The organism is Corticimicrobacter sp., from assembly GCF_040137905.1.
Classification (GTDB): Bacteria; Pseudomonadota; Gammaproteobacteria; order Burkholderiales; family Burkholderiaceae_B; genus Corticimicrobacter.
In genome coordinates, this window is record NZ_JBEFDG010000073.1 from 12894 (window position 1) to 36744 (window position 23851).

General features: G+C 61.6%; 20 protein-coding genes. 12 read left to right on the forward strand and 8 right to left on the reverse strand.

Annotation, left to right across the window (positions count from 1 at the left end):
- Window positions 1-26: 26 nt before the first annotated feature.
- From ABN482_RS12715 to hutG, 3 genes are read left to right on the forward strand one after another with little or no spacing between them, the layout of a single operon-like run.
- A complete protein-coding gene (locus ABN482_RS12715; protein ID WP_349504344.1) occupies window positions 27-1412 on the forward strand; it encodes an amino acid permease in 1386 nt (461 codons plus the stop codon).
- A complete protein-coding gene (gene hutI, locus ABN482_RS12720; protein ID WP_349504345.1) occupies window positions 1409-2662 on the forward strand; it encodes an imidazolonepropionase in 1254 nt (417 codons plus the stop codon). The genes ABN482_RS12715 and hutI overlap by 4 nt, the downstream gene beginning before the upstream one ends.
- The gene (gene hutG / locus ABN482_RS12725; RefSeq protein WP_349504346.1) at window positions 2652-3629 is read left to right on the forward strand and encodes a formimidoylglutamase; all 978 of its coding nucleotides are present in this window, start codon (window positions 2652-2654) and stop codon (window positions 3627-3629) included. The genes hutI and hutG overlap by 11 nt, the downstream gene beginning before the upstream one ends.
- Before the next feature lie 37 nt (window positions 3630-3666).
- Here the strand turns inward: hutG and ABN482_RS12730 are convergent, their stop codons facing one another.
- From ABN482_RS12730 to ABN482_RS12760, 7 genes are all read right to left on the reverse strand, one after another.
- Window positions 3667-5211, reverse strand: a complete 1545-nt coding sequence (locus ABN482_RS12730) for an anthranilate synthase component I family protein (protein WP_349504347.1) — start codon at window positions 5209-5211, stop codon at window positions 3667-3669.
- 635 nt (window positions 5212-5846) lie between these two features.
- Complete coding sequence (dld, locus tag ABN482_RS12735) at window positions 5847-7592, reverse strand: D-lactate dehydrogenase (RefSeq protein ID WP_349504364.1); 1746 nt, start codon at window positions 7590-7592, stop codon at window positions 5847-5849.
- Window positions 7593-7664: 72 nt separating this feature from the next.
- Window positions 7665-8795 (reverse strand): FMN-dependent L-lactate dehydrogenase LldD, encoded by a 1131-nt coding sequence (lldD, locus tag ABN482_RS12740; RefSeq protein WP_349504348.1) that lies wholly within the window; start codon window positions 8793-8795, stop codon window positions 7665-7667.
- Window positions 8792-9613 carry a transcriptional regulator LldR gene (lldR, locus tag ABN482_RS12745; protein ID WP_349504349.1) on the reverse strand — a complete coding sequence of 274 codons (822 nt, stop codon included), beginning with the start codon at window positions 9611-9613 and terminating at the stop codon, window positions 8792-8794. The genes lldD and lldR overlap by 4 nt, the downstream gene beginning before the upstream one ends.
- A complete protein-coding gene (gene lldP / locus ABN482_RS12750; RefSeq protein WP_349504350.1) occupies window positions 9589-11301 on the reverse strand; it encodes an L-lactate permease in 1713 nt (570 codons plus the stop codon). Before lldP ends, lldR begins: the two co-directional genes overlap by 25 nt.
- 365 nt (window positions 11302-11666) lie before the next feature.
- The gene (gene dtd, locus ABN482_RS12755) at window positions 11667-12119 is read right to left on the reverse strand and encodes a D-aminoacyl-tRNA deacylase (protein WP_349504351.1); all 453 of its coding nucleotides are present in this window, start codon (window positions 12117-12119) and stop codon (window positions 11667-11669) included.
- Window positions 12116-12853 (reverse strand): ABC transporter substrate-binding protein, encoded by a 738-nt coding sequence (locus ABN482_RS12760; protein WP_349504352.1) that lies wholly within the window; start codon window positions 12851-12853, stop codon window positions 12116-12118. The genes dtd and ABN482_RS12760 overlap by 4 nt, the downstream gene beginning before the upstream one ends.
- A gap of 342 nt (window positions 12854-13195) precedes the next feature.
- Here ABN482_RS12760 and ABN482_RS12765 point away from each other — a divergent pair, with 342 nt between their 5' ends.
- The 9 genes from ABN482_RS12765 to murI all read left to right on the forward strand — a co-directional run bounded on the left by ABN482_RS12765 (window position 13196) and on the right by murI (window position 23544).
- On the forward strand, window positions 13196-15388 hold the full coding sequence (locus ABN482_RS12765; RefSeq protein WP_349504353.1) for a 4Fe-4S binding protein: 2193 nt from the start codon (window positions 13196-13198) through the stop codon (window positions 15386-15388).
- A 37-nt stretch (window positions 15389-15425) separates the two neighbouring features.
- Complete coding sequence (nosZ, locus tag ABN482_RS12770; protein WP_349504354.1) at window positions 15426-17339, forward strand: TAT-dependent nitrous-oxide reductase; 1914 nt, start codon at window positions 15426-15428, stop codon at window positions 17337-17339.
- Between the two features lie 3 nt (window positions 17340-17342).
- On the forward strand, window positions 17343-18629 hold the full coding sequence (locus tag ABN482_RS12775; protein WP_349504355.1) for a nitrous oxide reductase family maturation protein NosD: 1287 nt from the start codon (window positions 17343-17345) through the stop codon (window positions 18627-18629).
- Window positions 18626-19531 (forward strand): ABC transporter ATP-binding protein, encoded by a 906-nt coding sequence (locus ABN482_RS12780; RefSeq protein ID WP_349504356.1) that lies wholly within the window; start codon window positions 18626-18628, stop codon window positions 19529-19531. The genes ABN482_RS12775 and ABN482_RS12780 overlap by 4 nt, the downstream gene beginning before the upstream one ends.
- Complete coding sequence (locus ABN482_RS12785; protein ID WP_349504357.1) at window positions 19528-20358, forward strand: ABC transporter permease; 831 nt, start codon at window positions 19528-19530, stop codon at window positions 20356-20358. Before ABN482_RS12780 ends, ABN482_RS12785 begins: the two co-directional genes overlap by 4 nt.
- On the forward strand, window positions 20355-20966 hold the full coding sequence (locus tag ABN482_RS12790) for a nitrous oxide reductase accessory protein NosL (protein ID WP_349504358.1): 612 nt from the start codon (window positions 20355-20357) through the stop codon (window positions 20964-20966). Before ABN482_RS12785 ends, ABN482_RS12790 begins: the two co-directional genes overlap by 4 nt.
- Window positions 20966-22015, forward strand: a complete 1050-nt coding sequence (locus tag ABN482_RS12795; RefSeq protein WP_349504359.1) for an FAD:protein FMN transferase — start codon at window positions 20966-20968, stop codon at window positions 22013-22015. The genes ABN482_RS12790 and ABN482_RS12795 overlap by 1 nt, the downstream gene beginning before the upstream one ends.
- Window positions 22016-22065: 50 nt before the next feature.
- Window positions 22066-22617 carry a nitrous oxide reductase accessory protein NosL gene (locus ABN482_RS12800; protein ID WP_349504360.1) on the forward strand — a complete coding sequence of 184 codons (552 nt, stop codon included), beginning with the start codon at window positions 22066-22068 and terminating at the stop codon, window positions 22615-22617.
- Window positions 22618-22716: 99 nt separating this feature from the next.
- Complete coding sequence (murI, locus tag ABN482_RS12805) at window positions 22717-23544, forward strand: glutamate racemase (RefSeq protein ID WP_349504361.1); 828 nt, start codon at window positions 22717-22719, stop codon at window positions 23542-23544.
- Between the two features lie 12 nt (window positions 23545-23556).
- Here murI and ABN482_RS12810 read toward each other — a convergent pair.
- Window positions 23557-23851: helix-turn-helix transcriptional regulator (locus ABN482_RS12810; RefSeq protein WP_349504362.1), on the reverse strand; the 295-nt coding region annotated here is incomplete at its 5' end.

The window sequence follows — 23851 nt, forward strand, 5'->3', positions numbered from 1 at the left end:
TTTATCGATAATAACGAGGAGACATCTTGACTCAAGCACTGCAGCGCCAGCTCGGCGCGAGACATATCCGTTTTCTGGCGTTGGGCTCGGCCATTGGTACAGGCCTGTTTTATGGCTCGGCGTCGGCCATCAAGCTGGCTGGACCTTCTGTCATTCTTGCTTATATCATTGGTGGTGCAGCGATCTACATGGTGATGCGTGCACTGGGTGAAATGGTTGTCCACAAACCTGTTTCCGGTTCATTTGGCGAGTACGCTTCGGAAAACCTGGGAAACCTCGCCGGCTTTCTGACGGGATGGACATATGTCCTTGAAATGATCATCGTCTGTCTTGCCGACATTACCGCGTTTGGTATCTATATGGGCTTCTGGTTTCCGGACACGCCGCAGTGGATATGGGTGCTGGGGATCGTGACCCTGATCTGCGGCCTTAACCTGCTCCATGTGCGGATTTTCGGAGAGATGGAGTTCTGGCTCACACTCGTCAAGGTGGGGGCCATCATTGCAATGATCATCGGCGGCATTGCCATTCTGTTGCTCGGTGTCCAGCTCAATGGTCAGGCGGCACCCAGCATCAGTAATCTGTGGGCGCATGGCGGGTTTTTCCCCAATGGCTGGAGCGGTTTCATCGCATGTTTTGCGGTGGTGATGTTTGCCTATGGTGGAATCGAGATTATTGGGATTTCCGGTGGCGAGGCAAAGGACCCCGAGAAAGTGATTCCTCGCGCGATCAATATTGTGCCGATGCGAATCCTGCTCTTCTACGTATTGACCATTACCGTTATTCTCAGTGTTTCCAGCTGGACGGAGATCGGCATGCAGGGCAGCCCGTTTGTCCAGATCTTCAATGGATTGGGTATTCACTCCGCTGCCGCCGTGCTCAATGTCGTGGTGATCACGGCTGCGGTGTCAGCGATCAATAGCGATATCTATGGCGCAGGGCGCATGATGTTTGGCCTGGCCTATCGCGGTCAGGCACCCAAGGCACTGATGCGGGTATCACGACACGGCGTGCCCTGGGTTACGGTGCTGATCATGACGGTGACATTGCTGGTGGGCGTGGTCTTGAATTATCTTATTCCCAAGGATATTTTCTTGCTGATCGCATCCCTGGCAACGTTCGCCACGGTATGGGTATGGCTGATGATCCTGTTGTCGCAGATTGCCATGCGCCGACGGTTGTCGCCGCAGGAGATTGCGGCGCTCAAGTTCAAGGTACCGTTCTGGCCGATTGGACCATTCCTGGCCGTGGCCTTCATGGTGTTCGTGATTTGCGTATTGGGCTTGGGTGAAACAACGCGTGTTTCCTTGTATGTCGGCCTGGCCTGGATTGTGCTGATGTCGGTATTCTGGTGGTTCACAGTCAGGCCCAGGATGGTTGATGCTGCTTCTGTGGACGGAGCACGGCAATGACTTATACCCTTTGGTTTAACTGCCATGTCGCCACCATGCAGGACGGGCGCTGGAGCACGATCGAGCATGCTGCCATCCTGACCGGGGCGGGGCGTATCGAATGGGTGGGCGAGTACCGGGATGCACCGGGGGGCACGCATCAGCGTGTCGATCTGGGCGGGGCCTGGGTGACGCCTGGCCTGATCGATTGCCACACGCATGCTGTATTCGGCGGCAATCGCAGTGACGAATTCCAGCAACGGCTCGAAGGCGTCAGCTACAAGGAGATTGCCGCTGCAGGCGGCGGTATCGCCAGTACGGTCAGGCATACCCGGGCGGCCGATGCTGCGTCCCTGTACCGCTCTGCCAGGCGGCGTCTGGAACACCTGATGCGCGATGGGGTGACGACCGTGGAGATCAAGTCCGGCTATGGGCTGGATCTCGAATCGGAACGAAAAATGCTGTCCGTGGCCAGAAGGCTGGGCGACACATTGCCACTGAATGTTCGGCTGACCTGCCTGGCGGCACATGCGTTGCCGCCTGAATATGCGGGGCGCGCCGACGACTACATCGACTATGTTTGCGATGTGGTGCTCCCCACTCTGGTAGCGGAAAGGCTGGTCGATGCTGTTGATGTCTTTTGTGAGTCCATTGCGTTTTCTGTTCCCCAGTCGGAACGTGTGTTGCGACGCGCGCGCGATCTGGGTGTGGCGGTCAAGATACATGCCGAGCAATTGTCTTCCTTGGGCGGTGCCAGTATGGCGGCGTCCCTTGGGGCGCTTTCGGCCGATCATGTGGAATACCTGACCGAAGATGATGTCAGGGCAATGGCGCATGCAGGAACGGTTGCCGTGTTGCTGCCAGGGGCGTTTCACATGTTGCGGGAAACGCGACAGCCTCCGGTGGAATGGCTGCGCAAGTATGGTGTCGATATCGCCATTTCCACCGATCTCAATCCTGGTACGTCACCTGCCCTGTCGCTGCGGCTGATGCTCAACCTGGCCTGCGTCCAGTTTGGCCTGACGCCCGAAGAGGCACTGGCTGGCGTGACATGCCATGCTGCAAAGGCACTGGGCCTGTCCGAGACGCATGGCTCGATTGAACCCGGCAAGGTGGCGGATTTCGTGGCATGGGAGATCGATCGGCCGGCCGATCTGGCGTATTGGCTGGGCGGACAGATTCCGAACCGGGTGGTCTGGCAGGGTCGCCTGCTGACGCCGGATACGGATACCTCTGGATTATCGAGATGGGAGCATCAGCATGACGCCTGATCAATGGCATGCTGCCGACATGACGCTCTGGCAAGGCCGGTCGGATACCGGCGAGCAGGGTGATACGCGACGCCTGTTCAATATCGTCCAGTCATTGCCTCCTCAGGCGATGAAGGATAAGGGGCCGGGCGGCAAGGTGCTGGTCGGCTTTGCCTGTGATGCGGGCGTGCAGCGCAATCAGGGCCGCCCGGGTGCGGCGCAGGGGCCGATGGCGATCAGGCGTGCGCTGGCAGGACTGCCGGCGCATGCCATTGGGCAGGTGTACGACGTGGGTGATGTGGTCTGTGTGGAGGATCAGCTCGAAGTGGCGCAAGATGCCCTGGCATACGCTGTGTCGCAAGTGTTGTTGCATCAGGGTTTGCCGATTGTGATGGGGGGCGGGCATGAAATTGCGTGGGGTACGTGGCAGGGCTTGCAGGCGCATCTGGATGCAGTGCATGACACCGGTCGGGTGCTGATCCTGAACCTGGATGCGCATTTTGATTTGCGTACCTCCAGGCCGGGCAGCTCGGGAACGCCATTTGACCAGATTGCTGCGGCCACACGGGCGGCCGGGGGCGTATTTCAGTACGCCTGCCTGGGCATCAGCCGACTGGGCAATACGGCTTCGCTATTCGAACATGCCGAGGCGCTGGGCGTACAGTACCTGGAAGACACCGTGATGCAGGAGCGGCACCTGGATCAGGTCAGCGACAGGGTTCGTCGATTGATGGCGGATGCCGATCATGTCTATCTGACAGTCGATCTGGATGTTCTGCCTGCCGCCGTCATGCCTGCCGTGTCGGCACCTGCCGCATATGGCGTGCCCATGAGCGTCATTGAAACGATCATCCTGCAGGTCCGTGATAGCGGCAAATTGCGTGTGGCAGACTTTGCTGAGTTCAACCCGCGCTTCGACCAGGGCGGAAGGGGCGCGCGAGTGGCGGCGCGTCTTGCCTACCGTCTGCTGGAAACACCGGGTACCTGAGCAGCAGGAGACAGGCACCCGGTGGTGGCAGGGCAGATCAGACGGATTCGTCCAGGCCGTTCTGGACCTGCTCGGCGGCACGCAGCACGGCGCGGGCCTTGGATTCCGTTTCCTGCCATTCCTTTTCGGGGTCCGAGTCGGCCACGATGCCGGCAGCCGCCTGTACGTACAGCGTGCCGTTCTTGATAATGCCGGTGCGGATGGCGATGGCCACGTCCATCTCGCCGCCGTAGCTCAGGTAGCCGGCTGCACCGCCGTAGATACCGCGTCGCACGGGCTCCAGCTCGTCGATCAGTTCCATGGCGCGCACCTTGGGGGCACCCGTCAGCGTGCCGGCCGGGAAGGCCGCACGCAATACGTCCATGGCGCTCATGCCAGGGTTGAGTGTGGCGCTGACGTTGGATACCAGATGCATGACGTGCGAGTAGCGTTCGACGACCATTGTGTCGGTGACTTCGACTGTGCCGGTCTGTGCTACGCGGCCGACGTCGTTGCGTGCCAGGTCGATCAGCATCACGTGTTCGGCCACTTCCTTGGGGTCAGCCTTGAGTTCGGCTTCCAGTGCCAGGTCTTCCTCGGGCGTGCCGCCGCGCTTGCGGGTACCGGCCAGCGGCCGGATGGTGATGCGGCTCTCGCCCTCGGCGGTGCCATCGGCAGCAGGGTTGTCCGCGTGTTCGATCTTTTCCTGGCGTACCAGAATCTCGGGCGAGGCACCGACCACCTGGAAATCGCCGAAATTCCAGAAGTACATGTAGGGCGACGGGTTGAGCGAGCGCAGGGCACGGTACAGCGACAGCGGGGCATCGCGGAACGGCTTGGCGATGACCTGGCCGACCTGGACCTGCATCAGGTCGCCGGCGGCGATGTATTCCTTGGCGCGGCGCACGGCAGCGAGGTAGTCCTCTTTCTTGAAGTCGCGCTGCGGTTCGGTTTGCAGGCTGGGCTGGCTGTAGGGCACCTGGGCCGGCTTGCGCAGTTGTGCGCGCAGTTCCTGAAGGCGCTGGCGGGCGCGGCTCCAGGCTTCGGGCTGGGTCGGATCGGCGTAGACGATCAGGTAGATGCGTCCGGCCAGGTTGTCGACGATGGCCAGTTCGTCCACATGCAGCAGCATGATGTCGGGCGTGCCCTCTTCCATGCCGGCGGGGAAGGGTTTGACGGCGGGGCCCAGGCGCGGCTCGATGTGGCGTACCGTGTCATAGCCGAAGTAGCCTGCCAGGCCACCTGCGAAGCGCGGCATGCCGGGGCGCAGGGCGACGCGAAAGCGTTGCTGGTAGGACTCGATGAAGGCCAGCGGATCGCCGTCATGGGTTTCGACGACGACCCCGTCGCGCAGCAGTTCGGTTCGGGTGCCGCTGGCGCGGATCACGGTACGGGCCGGCAGGCCGATGAAGGAGTAGCGACCAAAGCGTTCGCCGCCCACCACGGACTCCAGCAGGCAGCTCATGCGGCCTGCCTGCGGGCCGCTGTGGGCCAGCTTGAGATAGAGCGACAGCGGCGTGTCGAGGTCGGCGTAGGTTTCCGCCACCAGGGGAATCCGGTTGTAGCCCTGGGCGGCTAGCGCGTTGAATTCGAGTTCTGTCATGATCGGCCTTGTGTGGGTGTCTGGGTGGCCGGACAGATATGAAAAAGCCCGGCCAATGCTTGGTTCCGGGCTGGAATTTCGATGTCGCTGCTGGGTCGGGAGATGGCGTGTAGACAACTGCCATCATCGACCGGGATCGTCATTGCCCGGTACGCGAACGCCACCAGCGCCACCAGGCACCAGAGAACGGAACGGAACGGGAAATGGAGTGGATCATTCGAGTCTGTGTTTATCTGTGTGTCGAAGAATATACCATCGTTGGTGTTGGGCTGCCAGTGTGTTTTCTCTGGGGGGGTATTAAAGAACTGGTGTCTTGCTGACCCGCCGTGTGGCGGCCCTTGGCTGGGTGAGCGTGCGTCGTCGGGTCCCTGCGCTGCGCTTCGGGACTGCCCTGCCTCTGGTCGGGCAACCGGGCGGCGGGCAAACTCGCCCTGCGGGCTCAGACAGTGCCCGCCTGGTTCCCGGCCGCCCGACCAGAGGCAGGCCGACGCCAAAACGCACACCCAGCCAAGGGCCGCCACACGGCTGGATGTTCAAGCGTATTTGCAGCAGGGGAAAGTGGCTGTGCTGTACGGCTGGATTCTTTGCTGCGGACAATAGCGTCGTGTTGCATGCCCCTGAGTGAGTCGTCAGACTCAGTGAACCTGCCCGCAGTCACAGCCCGGCCCCATTTTCTTGCCCCAGCGGAACAGCTTGGATGTTTGGCCGATGCCGGGGTTGAAGGTGTTGCAGGGGTCCAGTTCCTCGTAGAACTCGCGCAGTGCCGGCTTGGCCGGATAGAGGTGGCCGACGTTGTGCTCGGCGGGATACTCGGCACCGCGTTCATCGAGCAGGCTCCACATACGGTGCTCGATGGCGATGGGATCACGGCCTTTCTTGACGATGTAGTCCTGGTGGAAAACGTGGCAGAAGAAATGCCCGTAGTAGAGCTTGGCCAGGAAATTTTCCTCGATGTCGGGCGGCAGGGTTTCCAGCCAGTCGCGGTCGTCGCGGCGCAGGGCGATGTCCAGTGCCAGGATGTCCTCCACGCTGTGGCGATGCGTTTCGCGGTAGCGCACGGCGGCGCTGGCGACTGCGAAACGGTGCAGGAAAGCCTTGCGGCCTTCTTCTGCATCACACTCGAAGAAATCGCCTTCGCTTGTGCCGAAGTGTGTCTGCAGGAACGCGCGGGTGGCGTCGGCGTCGGTTTTCGAGACGCGCAGCAGCAGGTGGTGGTCGAAACGCTGGCGGAATTCGAGGACGCGACGGGGCAGGTGCTCGGGCAGCAGGCGTGAGAAGAATTGCAGCACGCGATCGCTGACGCCGCGCAGGCCCAGCCCTTCGAAGAAGGCATCGACCTTGCCCTTGAGGGCGAAGGCGGCCGGCACCTTGTCGGTGCCGAGCTTGTCGATCAGCAGGAAGATGTCCTTGCCGTACTCCTTGCCGATGTCGAAGGCATCGCGGTGGATGTACTCGCCGGCGATCGGCAGCGTGTCGAAGGCCGTCAGCATGTGGCGGCGCACCGCGGTCAGGTCGGCGGTGTCGTTGGAGCCGATGTAGAACACCGTGCTGGGTTCGGTGGCGAAGGTATCGAGCCGCACGGCGAAGACTGCCAGCTTGCCTGCCGAGCCCGAGGCCTCGTACAGGCCGCGAGGGTCGGCATTGAAGCGGGCGGGAGAAGGCTCATCCACCTGGCGTACGCGCTCGGCGTAGTCGCGGCCCGACGCGACCCGCTCGGCGTCGTCGCGCACGTCGGCGGGGGTGTACTCGCCTTTCTCCAGGCGTGACAGGATGGTCTCGGGATCGTCGCCCAGCGCGATGCCCAGGTGGTTGACGAGCGCCAGCCTGCCCTCGGCATCGACCTGGGCATACAGGGACAGCTCGGTATAGACCGGGCCGCGCCGTACCAGCGCGCCGCCCGAATTGTTGCAGACGCCGCCCAGCACCGAGGCACCGATGCATGAGGAGCCGATCACCGAATGTGGTTCGCGGCCCAGCGGGCGCAGCGTCTGCTCCAGCCGGTCCAGTGTCGCGCCGGGAAGGCAGACGACCTGGCGGCCCTCGTGCAGCAATTGGATGCCGCGCAGGCGTACTGTGCTGATGAGGACGACCTGCCGGTCATAGTCGTTGCCGTCCGGTGTCGAGCCGCCGGTCAGGCCAGTATTGGCGGCCTGCATGATCACGATGCGGCCGGCGGCGGTCGCGGCCTGCAGGACGCGCCACATTTCGACCAGACTGCCGGGTTGCACGACAGCCAGCGCGGCACCCTCGCCCGTGCGGTAGCCCTTGCGGAAGCGGCGCGTGGCCTTGCTGTCGGTCAGGACATGATGGGAGCCGACATGTTGGCGCAGGGTCTGCAGCAGGTCGTGATCGGACACAGGAGTACGGGCAGTCGTGTTCATGGCAATCGATGGAAAAGGGTGCATGCACGCCGTCGCCGATGCGCATGGCGGGGCGTGCGCGAGAGAGGATGATCAGACGAGCGAATCCGCCGTGATTTCGGCCAGCGTGCGAGCGCCGGTCAGCGACATGGCGACGCGCATCTCTTTCTCGAACAGGCCCAGCAGGTTGGAGACGCCCTCGCGGCCCGCCGCTGCCAGTGCGTAGGCATAGGCTCGGCCCAGCATCACGCCGTCGGCACCGAGTGCCAGCATGCGCACCACGTCCAGACCGGAGCGGATGCCCGAGTCGGCCAGGATGGTCAGATCGCCCTTGACGGCGTCGGCAATGGCCGGCAAGGCGCGTGCCGACGACAGCACGCCGTCGAGCTGGCGGCCACCGTGGTTGGAAACGACGATGCCGTCGGCTCCGAACTTGACCGCATCGCGGGCATCATCCGGATCGAGGATGCCCTTGATGATCATCGGACCTTCCCAGAATTCGCGGATCCATTCCAGGTCCTTCCAGGCGATAGACGGGTCGAAGTTGGCACCCAGCCAGCCGATATAGTCTTCCAGGCCGGTCGGCTTGCCGAGGTAGTGCGAGATATTGCCCAGGTCGTGAGGTTTGCCCTGCAGACCGACGTCCAGCGCCCAGGTCGGGTGCGTGACGGCTTGCCAGTAACGGCGCATGGCGGCGTTGGGGCCACTCATGCCGGAGTGGGCGTCACGGTAGCGCGCGCCGGGAACCGGCATGTCCACGGTAAATACCAGCGTGGTGATGCCGGCCGCCTTGGCGCGCTCCAGCGCATGCTTCATGAAGCCCCGGTCACGCAGCACGTAGAGCTGGAACCAGATGGGATCGGGCGACTGCGACTGCACCTCGTCGATATCGCACACGCTGACGGTCGACAGCGTGAACGGAATGCCGCGCGCAGCGGCGGCCTGGGCTGCCTGCACTTCACCACGGCGGGCATACATGCCGGTCAGACCGACCGGTGCCAGGATCACAGGCATCGACATTTTGCGCCCGAACAGCTCGGTGCTGGTGTCCAGCGCGGCCACGTCGCGCAGGATGCGCTGGCGCAGGGCGATATCGGACAGGTCAGACACGTTGTGGCGCAGCGTGTGCTCGGCATAGGAGCCGCCGTCGATATAGTGGAACAGGAACGGCGGCAGGCGGCGCCGGGCGGCTTCGCGGTAGTCGGTCGATGCGGAAATGATCATGATGGTTGTCGCTTTCTGGCCGATCGCGAGGTCGTGGTGCCCTGCGGCTTGGCCGCCAGGCGCGCCGAGCGGGCCTGGCGGGCCTCGTCCTCGTCGATGGTCTTCAGGGTTGAGTAAACAAAATCGATATGGGTGCGCATGGCGGTGCGGGCCCGGTCCGGGTCACCGGCCTCGATGGCTTCCACCAGCGCCAGGTGTTGCTGCGTCAGCGTTTCGTACACATTGGGCCGGGTATAGAGCTTGCCCAGGTTCTGCGACACGCTGGCTTGCAGCAGGTCGAACAGGCTGCGCATCACCAGGATCAGCACCAGGTTGTGCGAGGCCTCGGCGATGGCGATATGGAACGATGCATCGGCGCGGGCCTCCTCCATCGGTGCATCGGTGCCGTGGCGCGCCATCATGGCGTCGAACTTGGCGCGGATGCGCGCCTTGTCGGCGTCGGTGGCGCGCAGTGCGGCATGGCTGATTGCGGTGCTTTCGAGTGCATGGCGGATTTCCAGCACGTCGTAGCGATATTCCGGATCGCTTTCGAGCAGCGGCAGCAGCGGGTGCATGATGCTGCCGTCATGTTGATCATGTGCCGTGGCCTGCACGTAGGTACCGCCACCCGGCCGGCTCACCAGGAGGCCCTGGCTGCTGAGTTTCTGGATGGCTTCGCGCAGACAGGTGCGCGAGACATCCAGCTCCTTGGCAAGCTGGCGCTCGGCAGGCAGGCGGTCGCCTGCCTGGAGATTGCGGGTCTGGATCATGAGCGTCAGTTCATGGGCAACGCGGTCGGCCAGGCGGGTGGTTTTTACGGGTGTCCGGGAATCATCCATGGGAAGACATAGGCTTGCAGAGTCGTGATGACGCCGATCATAGCGGCAAAGCACAGACTATGTTTCACGGTGAAACGGAACAGGTCCGACTCGCGTCCGGCCAGGCCCACTGCGGCGCAGGCGATGGCGATGGATTGCGGCGAGATCATCTTGCCGGTCACGCCGCCGGTGGTGTTGGCTGCCACCAGCAGAATGTCCGAGACCCCGATCTGTTGTGCGGTGGCCGCCTGCAATGCGCCGAACAGCGCGTTGGAGGATGTGTCGGAACCGGTCAGGAATACGCCCAGCCAGCCCAGGAACGGCGAGAAGAAGGTGAAGGCGTGGCCGGTGTGGGCCAGTGCCAGCGCCAGCGTGGCCGACAGCCCCGAATAGTTGGCGATGAAGGCGAAGGCCAGCACCATGCCGATGGAGTAGATCGGGGTCTTGAGTTCCTTCATGGTCTCGCCGAAGGTGCAGAAGGCATCCTTGGGGCGCATGCGCAGCAAAATGATGGAAATGATTGCGGCGATCAGGATCGAGGTACCGGTGGCCGAGAACCAGTCGAACTTGTAGACGGCGGCGTAGGGGCTGGCGGCAGTCACGATCGGCGGCATTTTCTCGACCAGCTTGTCGAGGAAGGGGACCGGGATCGAGACGACCCAGCTTGCAAGTGCGCCGCCAGGTGCGAACAGTTGCTTGAACGGCTTGAGGCTCCAGATTGTGACCATGGCAGTCAGGATCAGGAACGGTGACCAGGCCTTGACCAGTTGGCCGACCGTGCGTGCGGGAGCAGCATGGCCAGAAGCCGTGCCGGCGTGTGCGGCTGCAGTGGCCGTGGTGGTGCTCGAGTGGGCCGGGGTGTCGTTGGCATCATGCTCGAAGCGGAAGATGCGCTTGGGTTTCCAGACCTTGAGGAACAGCGTCAGGCTGATCAGCGAGGCGATCGACGAGGTGATGTCGGGCAGTTCGGGGCCGATGAAGTTGGAGGTCAGGTATTGCACGATGGCAAACGAGCCGCCACCCACCAGCACGGCAGGCCAGGTTTCCTTGACGCCGCGCCAGCCGTCCATGATGGCCATGATCCAGAACAGCACAATGATGGTCAGCAGCGGCAACTGGCGACCGGCCATCTGGCCGATATGGAATGGATCCAGACCGGTGACCTGGCCTGCCACGATCACCGGGATACCCAGCGCACCGAAGGCGACCGGTGCCGTGTTGACGATCAGGCACAGGCCGGCGGCGTACAGCGGCTTGAAGCCGAGACCCATCAGCAAGGCTGCGGTGATGGCCACGGGGGCACCGAAGCCGGCTGCACCCTCGAGGAACGCGCCGAACGAGAAGCCCACCAGCAGCATCTGCAGGCGCTGATCCTCGGTGATCGACAGGATGGACTCACGGATCACGTCGAACTGGCCGGTCTTGACCGAAACCTTGTACAGGAACACGGCACCGACGATGATCCAGGCGATGGGCCAGAGGCCGTAGAAAAAGCCATATACACCGGAGGCCAGTGCCCGGCCGACGGGCATCTGGTAGAACAGTACCGCCACGGCCAGGGCCAGGACGACAGTGATGGTGCCAGCGACCCAGCCCTTCAGGCGCAGGACGGTAAGGGCAAGGAAGAAAAAGACGATGGGGATCAGCGCCACCAGGCTGGATAGCCAGATGTTGCCCGCTGGATCATAGACTTGCTGCCAGGCTTGCATGACGGAATGTCTCCGGTTGGGTTTTTATTTGATGAAAGACCATCGCCTCTCCGGGCATGCGCGCCGCTGGTGCGCGTCGATGCGCGACCGGTGTGCAAGGCAGGAGTGGAATGTATTGCGTGTGTGGATGCCTGAACGGCGTCTACACCTTACAGGGTGAAGAATTGCTGAACACGGGTTGTCTCCTGTGCGAGGTCATGACCTGTTTTGATATGGATTGGTCTGACCAAAAAGAATTTTGGTTGGAAAATTCTAGAAGAAAAAGCGAGGCGGGTCTAACGCATTACATGAAAACTAGGGTAAATACTAGTTTTTAAACGCGTTCTTCATATTTTGGTCAGACCAATTTGGTCTTGATTGGTATGTCAGCTTGCAAGGGGCTGGATGCGCAACGGGATGGTGACCGGCCCGTCGTTGACAAGATATACGGCCATATCTGCACCGAAGCGGCCTGCCGCAACCTCGGGCAGGGTCTGCCGTGCCCGATTCAGCAGATGTTCGTACAGGTCGCGGCCGACCTCGGGCGCGGCTGCCTGTGCAAAGCTGGGCCGGTTGCCGCGACGCGTGTCGGCAGCCAGGGTGAACTGGCTGACCAGCAGCAAGCCACCCTGCACAGTGTGCAGGTCGAGATTCATCTTGCCGGCTTCGTCGCTGAAGATTCGCAGCTTGCCGATCTTGTCTAGCAGCAGGTCGGCCTCGCGATGCGTGTCGCCCTGCTCTGCGCAGACCAGGGCCAGCAGGCCGGGACCGATGGCACCGACCGTATCCCCCTCGATATCGACGTGTGCCCGGAGGACGCGCTGGATCAGGGCGATCATGCGAGCGGGGCGATTTCTGCACCGCGGATATCGTGGCGGGCCAGGGCCTCGGCGACGAATCCCTGTTTTTTCATATCCTCGACGAAGCGGCGTACAAATGCTGCAGCGCCTTCTCCCCGGTTGCGCGGCGTGCCCATGGCCTGCTGAATCTGCATGAAATGACCGTCGAGCAGACGCAGGCCACCCAGCCGGGCAGCATCGGCCTCGATCTGCTGGCGCACGCCGGCAGCCACGTCCAGACCCTTGTTGAGAAAGAAATCAACCACGGCAGGTGAACTGGGGGCCCGCACGATCCGTGCATGTTCGAGTGTGCGGCTCAGGTGCAGGTCGTAGGCGCTGCCCTGGCCGACCACGACCCGTATGCCGGGCTGGTCGACTTCTTCCAGGTGGCGTATGGGGGAGTTGTCCCGCACCAGGTAGGCACCCTTGATCAGGACATAGGGGGCGGTGAACAGCAATGCTTCGCCGCGCTTGGGATCGATGGCAAAAAAGCCCACATCGGCCTGGTTGCCGGAGACGGCCTCGACTGATTCGGCAGCCGTGTCGAATACGCTCAGTTCGGCCTCGACACCCAGTCGCCTGGCCAGCTCGTGTGCCAGGTCGACGGAGACGCCCGAGATGGTGCCTGTCGCTTTGTCACGGTGGGCCAGAATCGGATTGCCGACGTTGATGGAGGCGCGCAGCACGCCGTTCGGGCAGAGTTTCTGGATCAGTTCGGCAGGCAGGTGCAGCATGGAAGACTCCTTGGGCACGGTATGGGCAGATTCTACACAGGGCGTGATTCACTGCAAAGAAGAATGATCTGAATCATTCTTGGATGGATTAATTTTTTAGATTGCTTGATTTGGAAGCCTGTTTTTTGCATATGGAATGCAGGGATTTTTTGTGGAATTTTCTTTTTTGCATCAATAGTTTTTGTTGATCTATAAAATAAATGATTTATATGACTTGATCATTGTCAATTGTAAATAATTGCTCCGGCCTTCTAATCAGAACAACGGTGAATAAAGATATGTAGGCGGGTCATGAAGACAGGTAGGATGAAGGGACTCCAGCAGGCAGGTTGGCTGGTAGTAATGTTGTTATTGTCCTGCCTGTTTGTCGTGTCTGCGCGTGCCGGCACCCTGACGGATTTTCTGTCGGGTACGCCTGCTGCCGAGGTGGTGCCCGGTGCCGATCGCTATGGGGCTGTCGAGGGCAAGCCACCTGTCGTACCGGTCTATGCCGGCGACAAGCAGGTCGGCTATGTCTACCTGAACTCGGATGTAGTCAATACTGCGGGTTATTCCAGCAAGCCCATCGATATCCTGATCGGCCTGTCCATGGATGGTGAAATCCTGGGCGCAAAGCTGGTCGAGCACCATGAGCCCATCGTCCTGATCGGTATTCCGATTGGCAAGATCACGCATTTTATCGATGGCTACATCGGCCTCAATTTCGTCAAGAATCCGCCTGCCGGGCGCATGAAGCCTCCCGTTGATATCGTCAGCGGCGCAACCGTGACCCTGATGGTGATCGGCGACAGTATTACCCGCTCGGCCATTGCCATGGCTCGTGTTCATGGCATCGGGCGACCCGCGGAACAGCAGCAGACCAGCGCCCCGCAATGGCGCATCAATCCTGATCTGCAGGAAAAACTGAGCTGGGATGCATTGCTGGGCGATGGTTCTGTACGGCGGTTGCAACTGTCCGTGGGCGATGTCAATCAGGGCTTTCTGAAGGCAGACAATGCCGCTGCAGCAGCGCATGTGGAGTCCGACGATCCGCAGGAACTGTTCATCGAGATGTACGCAGCCCAGGTCAGCGTTCCCTCAATCGGTCAGAGCCTGTTGGGTGACGCCGTCTATCAGCGACTGCAATCACGCCTCAAACCAGGGCAGCAGGCCATTCTGGTGGCAGGTCAGGGGCTGTACTCCTTCAAGGGTTCGGGCTACGTGCGTGGTGGTATCTTCGATCGCATCGAAATGGTGCAGGGCGATCGCAGTTTCCGCTTCCGTGACCGCAACCACCAGCGGCTGAACAACATCATGGCCGAAGGTGCACCGCACTTTCCCGAGGTTGCGCTGTTCGTCGTGCCGGAAGACCAGGTTTTCGATGCCGCAGCACCCTGGCAATTGCAGTTGCTGATCCAGCGCACGCTGTCGGTATCCGAAAAAGCCTTCATTACGATGGATCTGGCCTATGAGGTGCCGCAGCGCTATCTGCTTGAGGTCGCTGCGCCGGCACAGGCAGGTGCTGCCCAGGCTTCGGCGGCCACGCAGGCTTCCGGCGGCTGGGACGAGGGCGAGGACAGCCCGCTCTGGAAACAGATGTGGGCAGCCAAGATCGTGCAGTTGTCCGTGCTGGGCGTTGCTCTGTTCGTGCTGACGCTGGTGTTCTTCGCTCAGAACTGGTTTGCCCGCCATCCTGTGTTCTACGATCGCTTCCGGCTGGCCTACCTGAGCTTTACCCTGTTCTGGCTGGGTGGCTACTGCGTGGCGCAATTGTCGGTGGTCAATGTCCTGACTTTCACCCATGCACTGCGTACCGGCTTCCAGTGGGAATACTTCCTGATGGATCCCATTGTGTTCGTACTCTGGTGCGCCACGGCGGTATCCGGCCTGTTCTGGAACCGGGGAGCGTTCTGCGGTTGGTTGTGCCCGTTCGGTGCGTTGCAGGAGTTGCTCAACCGCCTGGCACGCCTTGTGAAAATCCCGCAATTGAAGATTCCGTATTTCGTCAGTGAGCGCATGGCGGCGATGAAGTACGTGATCTTCCTGATCCTGTTCGGACTGTCCCTCTACGATCTGGGCTTTGCCGAAAAGATGTCCGAAGTCGAACCATTCAAGACCTCGATCATCCTCAAGTTCGTCCGTGAATGGCCTTTCGTGCTGTTTGCGCTGATCTTGCTGGGGCTGGGGCTGTTTGTCGAGCGTTTCTACTGTCGCTACGTCTGTCCGCTCGGCGCGGCGCTGGCCATTCCGGCCCGGCTGCGCCTGTTCGACTGGCTGCGGCGCTATCGCGAGTGCGGTGATCCCTGTCAACGCTGTGCCATCGAATGTCCGGTCAATGCCATCCACCCGGAAGGTCATATCAATCCGAATGAATGTATCCAATGTCTGAATTGCCAGGTGCTGTATCACCACAAGCAGAAGTGCCCGCACCTGATCAAGAAGCATGCCAAGCGCGCCAAGAAGCCGGCGCCGGGCACGGCAGCAGCACAGGGGATGCCAGAAGCTGTAGAACTCAAGTTCGTTCCAAAGGAACAACTGGGTTCAGCAGGCAATTGAGCAGGCAATAGGGGCCTGCGGAATCTAGGAGAGCAACATGTCTTCAAATAAAAGTGATGAACGTACAGGCATCAGCCGCCGGGGTTTTCTCGGTACGGCGATGGCCTCCGGCGGGGTGGGACTGCTGGGTGGCGCGCAAATGTCCACGGTATTTGCCAAGGCTCCGGCCGCAGGCGGCCTGAGTGGCCACGTCGGACCAGGCGAACTGGACGAATACTATGCCTTCAATTCCAGCGGCCAGAGCGGTGAAGTGCGCGTGCTGGGTCTGCCGTCGATGCGTGAACTGCTGCGTATCCCGGTCTTCAACCGTTGCAGCGCGACCGGCTGGGGGATCACCAACGAAAGCCGCAAGATCCTGACTGACGGCCTGACCGAAGAAACCAAGGCCTATCTGGCCGACAAGGGCGGCGTGTATCACAACGGCGATGCGCACCACCCCCACCTGTCGTTTACCGATGGCACGTATGATGGTCGCTACCTGTATATCCAGGACAAGGCCAACAACCGGGTCGCCCGCATCCGCCTGGATGTGATGAAAACCGACAAGATCATCGAAATCCCCAACGCATCGGGCGTGCATGGCCTGCGTCCGCAGCGCTATCCCAAGACCGGTTACGTGTTTGCCAACGGCGAGCACATTTCGCCGGTGCCGAACGTCGGCGATGTGATGGACAACCCCAAGGAAAACTTCTGGGCGATCTATACAGCCGTCAATGGCGAAACCATGGAAATCGCCTGGCAGGTCCGCGTGGATGGCAACCTGGACAACGGTGATGCCGACTATCAGGGCAAGTATTCCTTCTCCACCTGCTACAACTCGGAAAAGGGTCTGACCACCGAAGAGTCGACCGCCGCCGAGCAGGACTGGGTTGTGGTATTCGACCTCAAAGCCATTGAAGATGGTGTCAAGAAGGGCGATTTCGAGACGATCAATGGTGTGCCCGTGCTGGATGGCCGCCATGGCTCCCGCTACACCCGCTATATCCCGGTGCCCAATTCGCCCCATGGTTGCAATGCCTCGCCTGATGGCAACTACATCATGCTCAACGGCAAGCTGTCGCCCACGGTCACGGTGGTCGACGTGCACAAGCTGGATGATCTGTTTGCCGACAAGATTGCGCCGCGTGATTGCGTCGTGGCCGAGCCGCATCTGGGTCTGGGCCCGCTGCACACGGCATTCGATGGTCGTGGCAACGCCTACACCACGCTGTTCATCGACAGCCAGGTGGTCAAGTGGGATATCGAAAAGGCCAAGCGCTCCTTTGCCGGCGAAGATGTCGAGTACATCAAGCAGAAGATCGACGTGCATTACCAGCCGGGCCACAACCACACCACCATGGGTGAAACCAAGGAAGCCGACGGCAAGTGGCTGGTGTCGCTCAACAAGTTCTCGAAGGATCGCTTCCTGAACGTCGGCCCGCTCAAGCCCGAAAACGATCAACTGATCGACATTTCCGGCGATGAGATGAAGCTGGTCCATGATGGCCCCAGCTTTGCCGAGCCGCACGACATGTGCCTGGTGCACAGCTCCAAGGTCAACCCGGTCGGCGTCTGGGACCGCAACGATCCGATGTGGGAAGAAGCACGCGAGTGGGCCAAGAAGGATGGCCTGGTGCTGGAAGAAGCTTCCACGGTGATCCGCGATGGCAACAAGGTGCGTGTCTACATGACCGCAATGGCACCGACGTTTGGCCTGCGCCAGTTCGAGGTCAACCAGGGTGATGAGGTGACGGTGTTTGTCACCAACCTGGATGTGATCGAGGATCTGACGCACGGCTTCACGCTGGAGAACCACGGCATCGCCATGGAAGTCGGCCCGCAGGCTACGGCCTCCGTTACCTTCAAGGCTGACCGCCCCGGCGTGCACTGGTACTACTGCCAGTGGTTCTGCCACGCACTGCACATGGAAATGTCCGGTCAGATGCTGGTGCATCCCAAGAAGAAGGCGTAAGCCATGCGGCATTCCGTTGTGACAGGACGGTCTGGAACGTGGCTGGCCCTCGTGGCCGGCGCGTTCCTGTACGCCAGTGCGACGGCTGCCGTACTGGAGGTCGGCCCGCAGGCCGATCTCCAGGCGGTACTGGCCGAGGCGGCACCTGGCGACGTCGTGCAATTGCAGTCAGGAATATACGAAGGGCAGTTCGTGATCGACCGGCCGCTGACCCTGCAGGGGCCAGAGGATCGCTCGGCCGTGCTGCAGGGACCGGGCAAGGGACGTACGCTGTCGGTGCAGGCACCTGACGTGACCGTGCGCCACCTGACCGTGCGCGGTTCCGGCATGGGGCTGTTCGAAATGGATGCCGGCATTTTTCTCGACAAGGGTGCGCATCGCGCACAGGTCGAGGAAAACGATGTGCTGGACAACCTGATCAGCATCTATGTCTGGGGGCCTGAAGCGGTCATGGTTCGTAATAACCGGATCGTGGGTGACCGTACGCTGCGCATGTCTGAGCGCGGCAATGGCATCCAGTTGTGGAATTCACCGGATACTCAGGTCATTGGCAACGATATCCGGTACGGCCGGGATGGCATCTATACCAATACCAGCAAGCGCAATGTGTTCAGAGGCAATCGCTTTGAACACCTGCGTTTCGGGGTGCACTACATGTACACCCAGGATAGCGAGATGAGCGACAATCTCTCGGTCAATAACCAGATCGGTTATGCACTGATGATGTCGGATCGACTCGTGATCCGCAACAACGTATCGCTGGGCAGCAAGGAACACGGCCTGGCACTGAACTCCATCAACAGTTCCACGATCGAGGGCAATCGTGTCGAGACGGGTGAGAAGTGTGCTTTTCTCTACAACTCGAACATGAATGTGGTGCACGGCAACCGTTTCGAGAATTGCGATATCGGCCTGCATTTCACGGCAGGTGCGGAGCACAACCGCATCAGCGAAAATGCCTTCATCAATAATCGCACCCAGGTCAAGTACGTGGGAACGCGCTATCTGGAATGGTCGGTGGAAGGGCGCGGCAACTACTGGAGCGACAACACCGCCTTCGATCTCGATGGCGATGGCATTGCCGATGCCGCCTATCGCCCGAACGGCATCCTGGATCAGGTGCTGTGGCGTGCGCCGATGGCCAAGGTGCTGCTCAACAGCCCGGCCACACAGGTGGTGCGTTGGGCGCAGTCGCAGTTCCCTGCGCTGTATCCGGGAGGCGTGGTCGATAGCGCACCGTTGATGGCACCGCCGGTCATGCCGGTGAATCCGCTGGAGGAACAGAAATGAGCGACAGTCATGTCGTATTGCGCGGCGTCACCAAGGAGTTCGATGGCGTCGCGGCAGTCAAGGAAGTGGATCTGGTTCTCGAGGCTGGCCAGTGTGTGGCCCTGGCCGGGCACAATGGTGCCGGCAAGAGCACCATGATCAAGATGATGCTGGGGCTGTTGCGGCCTACGCAGGGTGAAGTGCAGGTGCTGGGGCGCGATCCGATGGACAGTGCCTCGGATGCCCGCCGCAATGTCGGCTATTTGCCGGAAACCGTGGCACTGTACCCGTCCATGACCGGTATCGAGACGCTGGCCTGGTATGCGCAGCTCAAGCGGCAGTCCCCGGCAGGCAATCAGGCCCTGCTGGAGCGTGTCGGCATTGCGCAGGCCGCGCGTCGCCGGGTCGGCGGCTATTCCAAGGGCATGCGTCAGCGTCTGGCGCTGGCGCAGGCCTTGCTGGGTGAGCCGCAGGTGTTGTTCATGGACGAGCCGACCACAGGTCTGGACCCGGCTTCGCGCCAGGTGTTCTACGAAATCGTGCGTGAATTGCGCGACCGTGGTGCCACGATTTTGCTGTGTTCGCACGCGTTGGCCGAGCTGGAAGGTCAGGCTGACCGTATCGTGGTCATGAAAAATGGCAGCAAGGTGGCCGATGGCACGCTGGGTGAGTTGCGGCTGCAGGCCGATATGCCGGTGGTGATTCGCGTGGCGCTGTCGCAGCCGTTGCGCGATGCGACAGCCCTGCCTGCGCAATGGCAGGTGACGGGGCCGTTCATGCTGGAGTGCCGTTGCCGTCCGCAGGACAAGGTGGCCGTGCTGCAGCAGGTCTGGACGCTGGGTGGCGAGATTGCCGATATCGATGTGGCCCAGCCCGGACTGGATGAGATGTACGCGCATTTTCTGCGGCGGGAGGAAGCATGAGGAATATCGTCCTGATTGCAGGCAAGGAATTTCGGGATGGCCTGCGCAACCGCTGGGTCATTGCCATCACGCTGTTGCTGGGCATTTTTGCCCTGACGCTGTCGTTCCTGGGCAGTGCCCCGGCGGGTGCAGTCAAGGGCAGTGCGCTGGCGATCACCGTGGTCAGCCTGTCGAGCCTGAGTATCTTCCTGGTGCCGCTGATCGCCCTGCTGCTGTCCTATGACGCCATCGTTGGTGAGGTCGAGCGGGGCACGATGGCTCTGCTGTTGTCTTACCCGGTGTCTCGCGGCGATGTGATCATCGGCAAGTTTGCCGGTCATTGCCTGATTCTGGGCATTTCGACCCTGAGTGGCTATGGCGTGGCGGGCTTGCTGGTGCAGACATTGCAGGGTGATGGCATGGATGCTGGCTGGGGACCGTTTGCGGTGTTGATCGGTTCCAGCGTGCTGCTGGGTGCCTGCTTCCTGGCCCTGGGTTATCTGGTCAGTACCGTGGTCCGTGAGCGTGCCACCGCTGCCGGCCTGGCGATTGGTGTCTGGCTGTTTTTCGTGTTGATTTACGACATGGCACTGCTTGGTGGCCTTGTGGCCGATGGCGGTCGCTGGCTGACCCCCGAGATCGTCACGGGCCTGCTGCTGAGCAATCCGGCCGATGTATACCGCTTGCTCAACCTGAGCGGATTTTCCTCGGTCGGCGCGCTGTCGGGCATGGGCGATCTGGGTGAGCATCTCAAGATCGGCCCGGCAGGGCTGTTCGGCGTGCTGGTGCTGTGGGTGGTGGTGCCGTTCATGGGTGCACTGTTGCTGTTCAGGAGAAAACAGATATGACGATTGCTTTTTGCAAGCGCCATGCCGTCCGGCTGCGCGAATCCGGGCGTTGGCTGGCTGCTGGTCTGGCCCTGGTCGGACTGGTGGCCTGCGGTGGTGAGGAGGCAACGAAGGATGTGCCACCTCCACATGCAGTGACCGAGGATGCGGTGGGCTATTTCTGCAGCATGAACCTGCTTGAACATTCCGGCCCCAAGGGGCAGGTGCTGGTGCCGGGTGAGGATCGCCCGGTCTGGTTCTCGACGGTACGCCAGACGGTGGCCTATACGATGCTGCCGGAGTCGCCGCGCGTACTGTCGGCGGTCTATGTCTCTGATCTGAGCCAGGTCGAGGATTGGCGACGTGTCGATCCCGATGCCTGGGTCGAGGCACGCAGCGCCTGGTTCGTGGTGGAAAGCACGGCGACGGGCGGCATGGGGGGAGAAGACCCGATGCCGTTCAGTGATCGGGCCAGTGCAGAGAAGTTTGCGCAGCAGCACGGTGGCCGTGTGCTGGCATTCAATGATTTGACGGAAGACTACATCCTGTACCCAAGTGGTGCCGATGGCCTGCAACCGGCAGGAAGCGGCATGACTGAGAATACGGACGGGGTGATGGAGAGGATGTAATGCGGGATATGACAGAGCACGACTTCGGGATGGCTGCATCTCGCCCCGGCGGCCGCCGGCGCTTCATCTCGATCTGTGCGGCCGTCGCCGGGCTGGCATCCGTCCCCGCCTGGGCACGGCAGGCGGCGGCACCGGAGATGACACATCGCTGGGAGGGCATTGCACTGGGAGCCGATGCGTCGCTGGAGATTCGTCACCCCGATGCGGCACTGGCGCAGCGGGTGCTGGCCCAGGTGCAGGCCGAACTGGAGCGGCTGGAGCGGCTGTTCAGCCTGTATCGGCCCGACAGCGCGCTGATTGCACTCAATCGACAGGGCGTATTGGCCGACCCGGCCGGCGAGATGCTGGCCTTGCTGTCGGAAAGCGTGCACTTTGGCAGGCTGACCGATGGCGCGTTCGACATCTCAGTGCAGCCGCTGTGGCGCGTCTATGCCGATCACTTTTCCGAAGCGCAGGCCGATCCGGCCGGCCCGACCGCTGCCGCGCTGGCAGCAGCACGCGAGAAGGTCGATTACCGCCGGATTGCCCTTGATCCGGATGCCGTGCGCCTGCAACCGGGCATGGCGTTGACCCTGAACGGCATTGCGCAGGGTTATGTGACGGATCGCATCGTGGCCTTGCTGCGCCAGGCCGGTATCGAACATGCGCTGGTCGATATGGGGGAAATCTACGGCATGGCACCTGAGACTGTCGCACCCTGGCGCGTCGGCCTGCAGGATGCTGCCAGGCCCGAGGGCTTGAGTCGTACGCTCGAAGTCGCCAATCATGCGGTCGCGACCTCCGGCGGCTACGGGACGCCGCTCGATATGGCAGGCCGCTTCAACCATCTGTTCGATCCGCGTACCGGCCTGACCGGTCGGCGCTACGCCAGCGTTTCGGTGGCGGCACGACGTGCCACCACGGCCGATGCAATGTCGACGGCATTTTCCCTGATGCCCGAGGCACAGATCGATACCCTGGCGCAGTCGCTGCAACTGGATGTCTACGTCCAGCATCATGATGGACGTCGGGCCGAATGGCGTTACGCTGATCCAGCGCAAAACGCCTAGGCTATGCCTGTTTTACTATCGCCGCACTGAGTTCATTAGCAGGAATGGATATGCGACGGACAGGGCGACGTCTGGTGGGCGTGGTGGTGCTGGTGCTGACGGCGTGCAGTGACGCGGTTGCACCTATGGCACGGCCTGCCCCGGCCGCGATCAGCCAGGAGGCAGAAAGCTATTTCTGCTCCGCAATGAGCGTACTCGAACACGATGGCCCCAAGGGCCAGGTGTTGGCTGATGCGCAGGCTGCGCCCCTGTGGTTCGCCACCGTACGGCAGACAGTGATCTACACCATGTTGCCCGAAGCACCGGCAGACCCGGCGGCGGTCTACGTCTCCGATCTGGCGGCTGCGCCGGACTGGCAGCGGCCGGACCATACCGCCTGGGTCGATGTACGCGATGCCTGGTTCGTGGTGGATACCGGCCTGACGGGCAGCGACCTGGCACAGGATCTGTTGCCGTTCGGCGATCAATCCCGGGCCGAAGCGTTTGCGCTGGCGCATGGCGGCCGGGTGCTGCGGCTGGCCGATCTTACGGAAGACTATGTGCTGTATTACGGCACGGTGTCAGTAGCCGCCGATGGCTCCGTGTCTCCGGCCACACCATAGCATTCAACCTTCACAAAGGGTAAAGGCGCTGGTGTGCCCCGCGGGCAGGAGTATCATGAGCGGCTTCCATCATTCTTCTCCTGCATCGCCGGCCGCATCATGTCCATTCACGCGCCCATAGGTGTATACGACTCCGGCCTGGGTGGCCTGAGCATCCTCCAGGATCTGCAGCGCGAACTGCCGCACGAGCATTTCCTCTACGTCGCCGACAGTGCGCATTTGCCGTACGGTGAACGCTCCTCAGATTATGTGCGGGAACGGGCGCTGACCATAGCCCGGTTCTTTGTCGATCGTGGTGTCAAGGCCATGGTGATTGCCTGCAATACGGCCACCACGGCGGCGGCTACGTTGATGCGCGAGCATTTTCCAGACCTGATCCTGATCGGCGTCGAGCCGGCCATCAAGCCCGCGCTGGCCCTGACCCGGGCCGGTAGCGTCGGCGTGCTGGCCACGGCAGGTACGCTGCGCAGTGCTTCGTTCCGACGGCTGTGCGAAAGCCTGGCCGAAGGCCGTCGCATCGTGACAGTGGCCTGCCCCAGCTGGGTCGAGCTGGTGGAACAGGGCGAGGCGCATCCGGACATGCAGGGCCGTGTCGATATGTTGATTGCGGAGCCGGTTCGAAAATTGCTGGAGCAGGGGGCCGATGTGCTGGTGCTGGGCTGTACCCATTTTCCGTTTTTGCGCGACCGGATCGCACCACATGTGCCCGAGGGTATCTCCGTGCTTGATACCGGGGCTGCCGTGGCGCGTCAGACTCGGCGACGGCTGGCGGCAGCGGGGCTGCTGACTCCCGAGGATGGGACTGTGCCCGAGTCCAGTCTGTCAGTACTGTCCAGCAGCGGCGAAACAGCAGCCATCGCTCTGCGTGTGTCCCAGTTGCTGGGGCAGCCCGTGAGGGTTGCGCAACTGGCGGCGGCCTATTGCTGATCGGGGCCTGGTTCAAGAGCCTCTGGTACGGAATCGGGCCGCATTTTCCGCGTAGACCGTTTCCAGGGTTGGTCGCTCCGGCACGAGAGGGCGGGCGATGAGTTCCATGTCGAGTGAGTGGAACAGTCGCAATAGACTGATCATTGAACAGTCATGCCCCGCCTCGATGGAAATCAACGTACGCCGGCTGACCCCCGCCCGCTCGGCAAGCTGCGCCTGCGTCCACCCCCGCGCCTTGCGGCCCGCGACCAGTTGCTCGGAAAGAGAAGGCATGAAAATCTCGCCATGATGTGAAGTTAAGTGCACA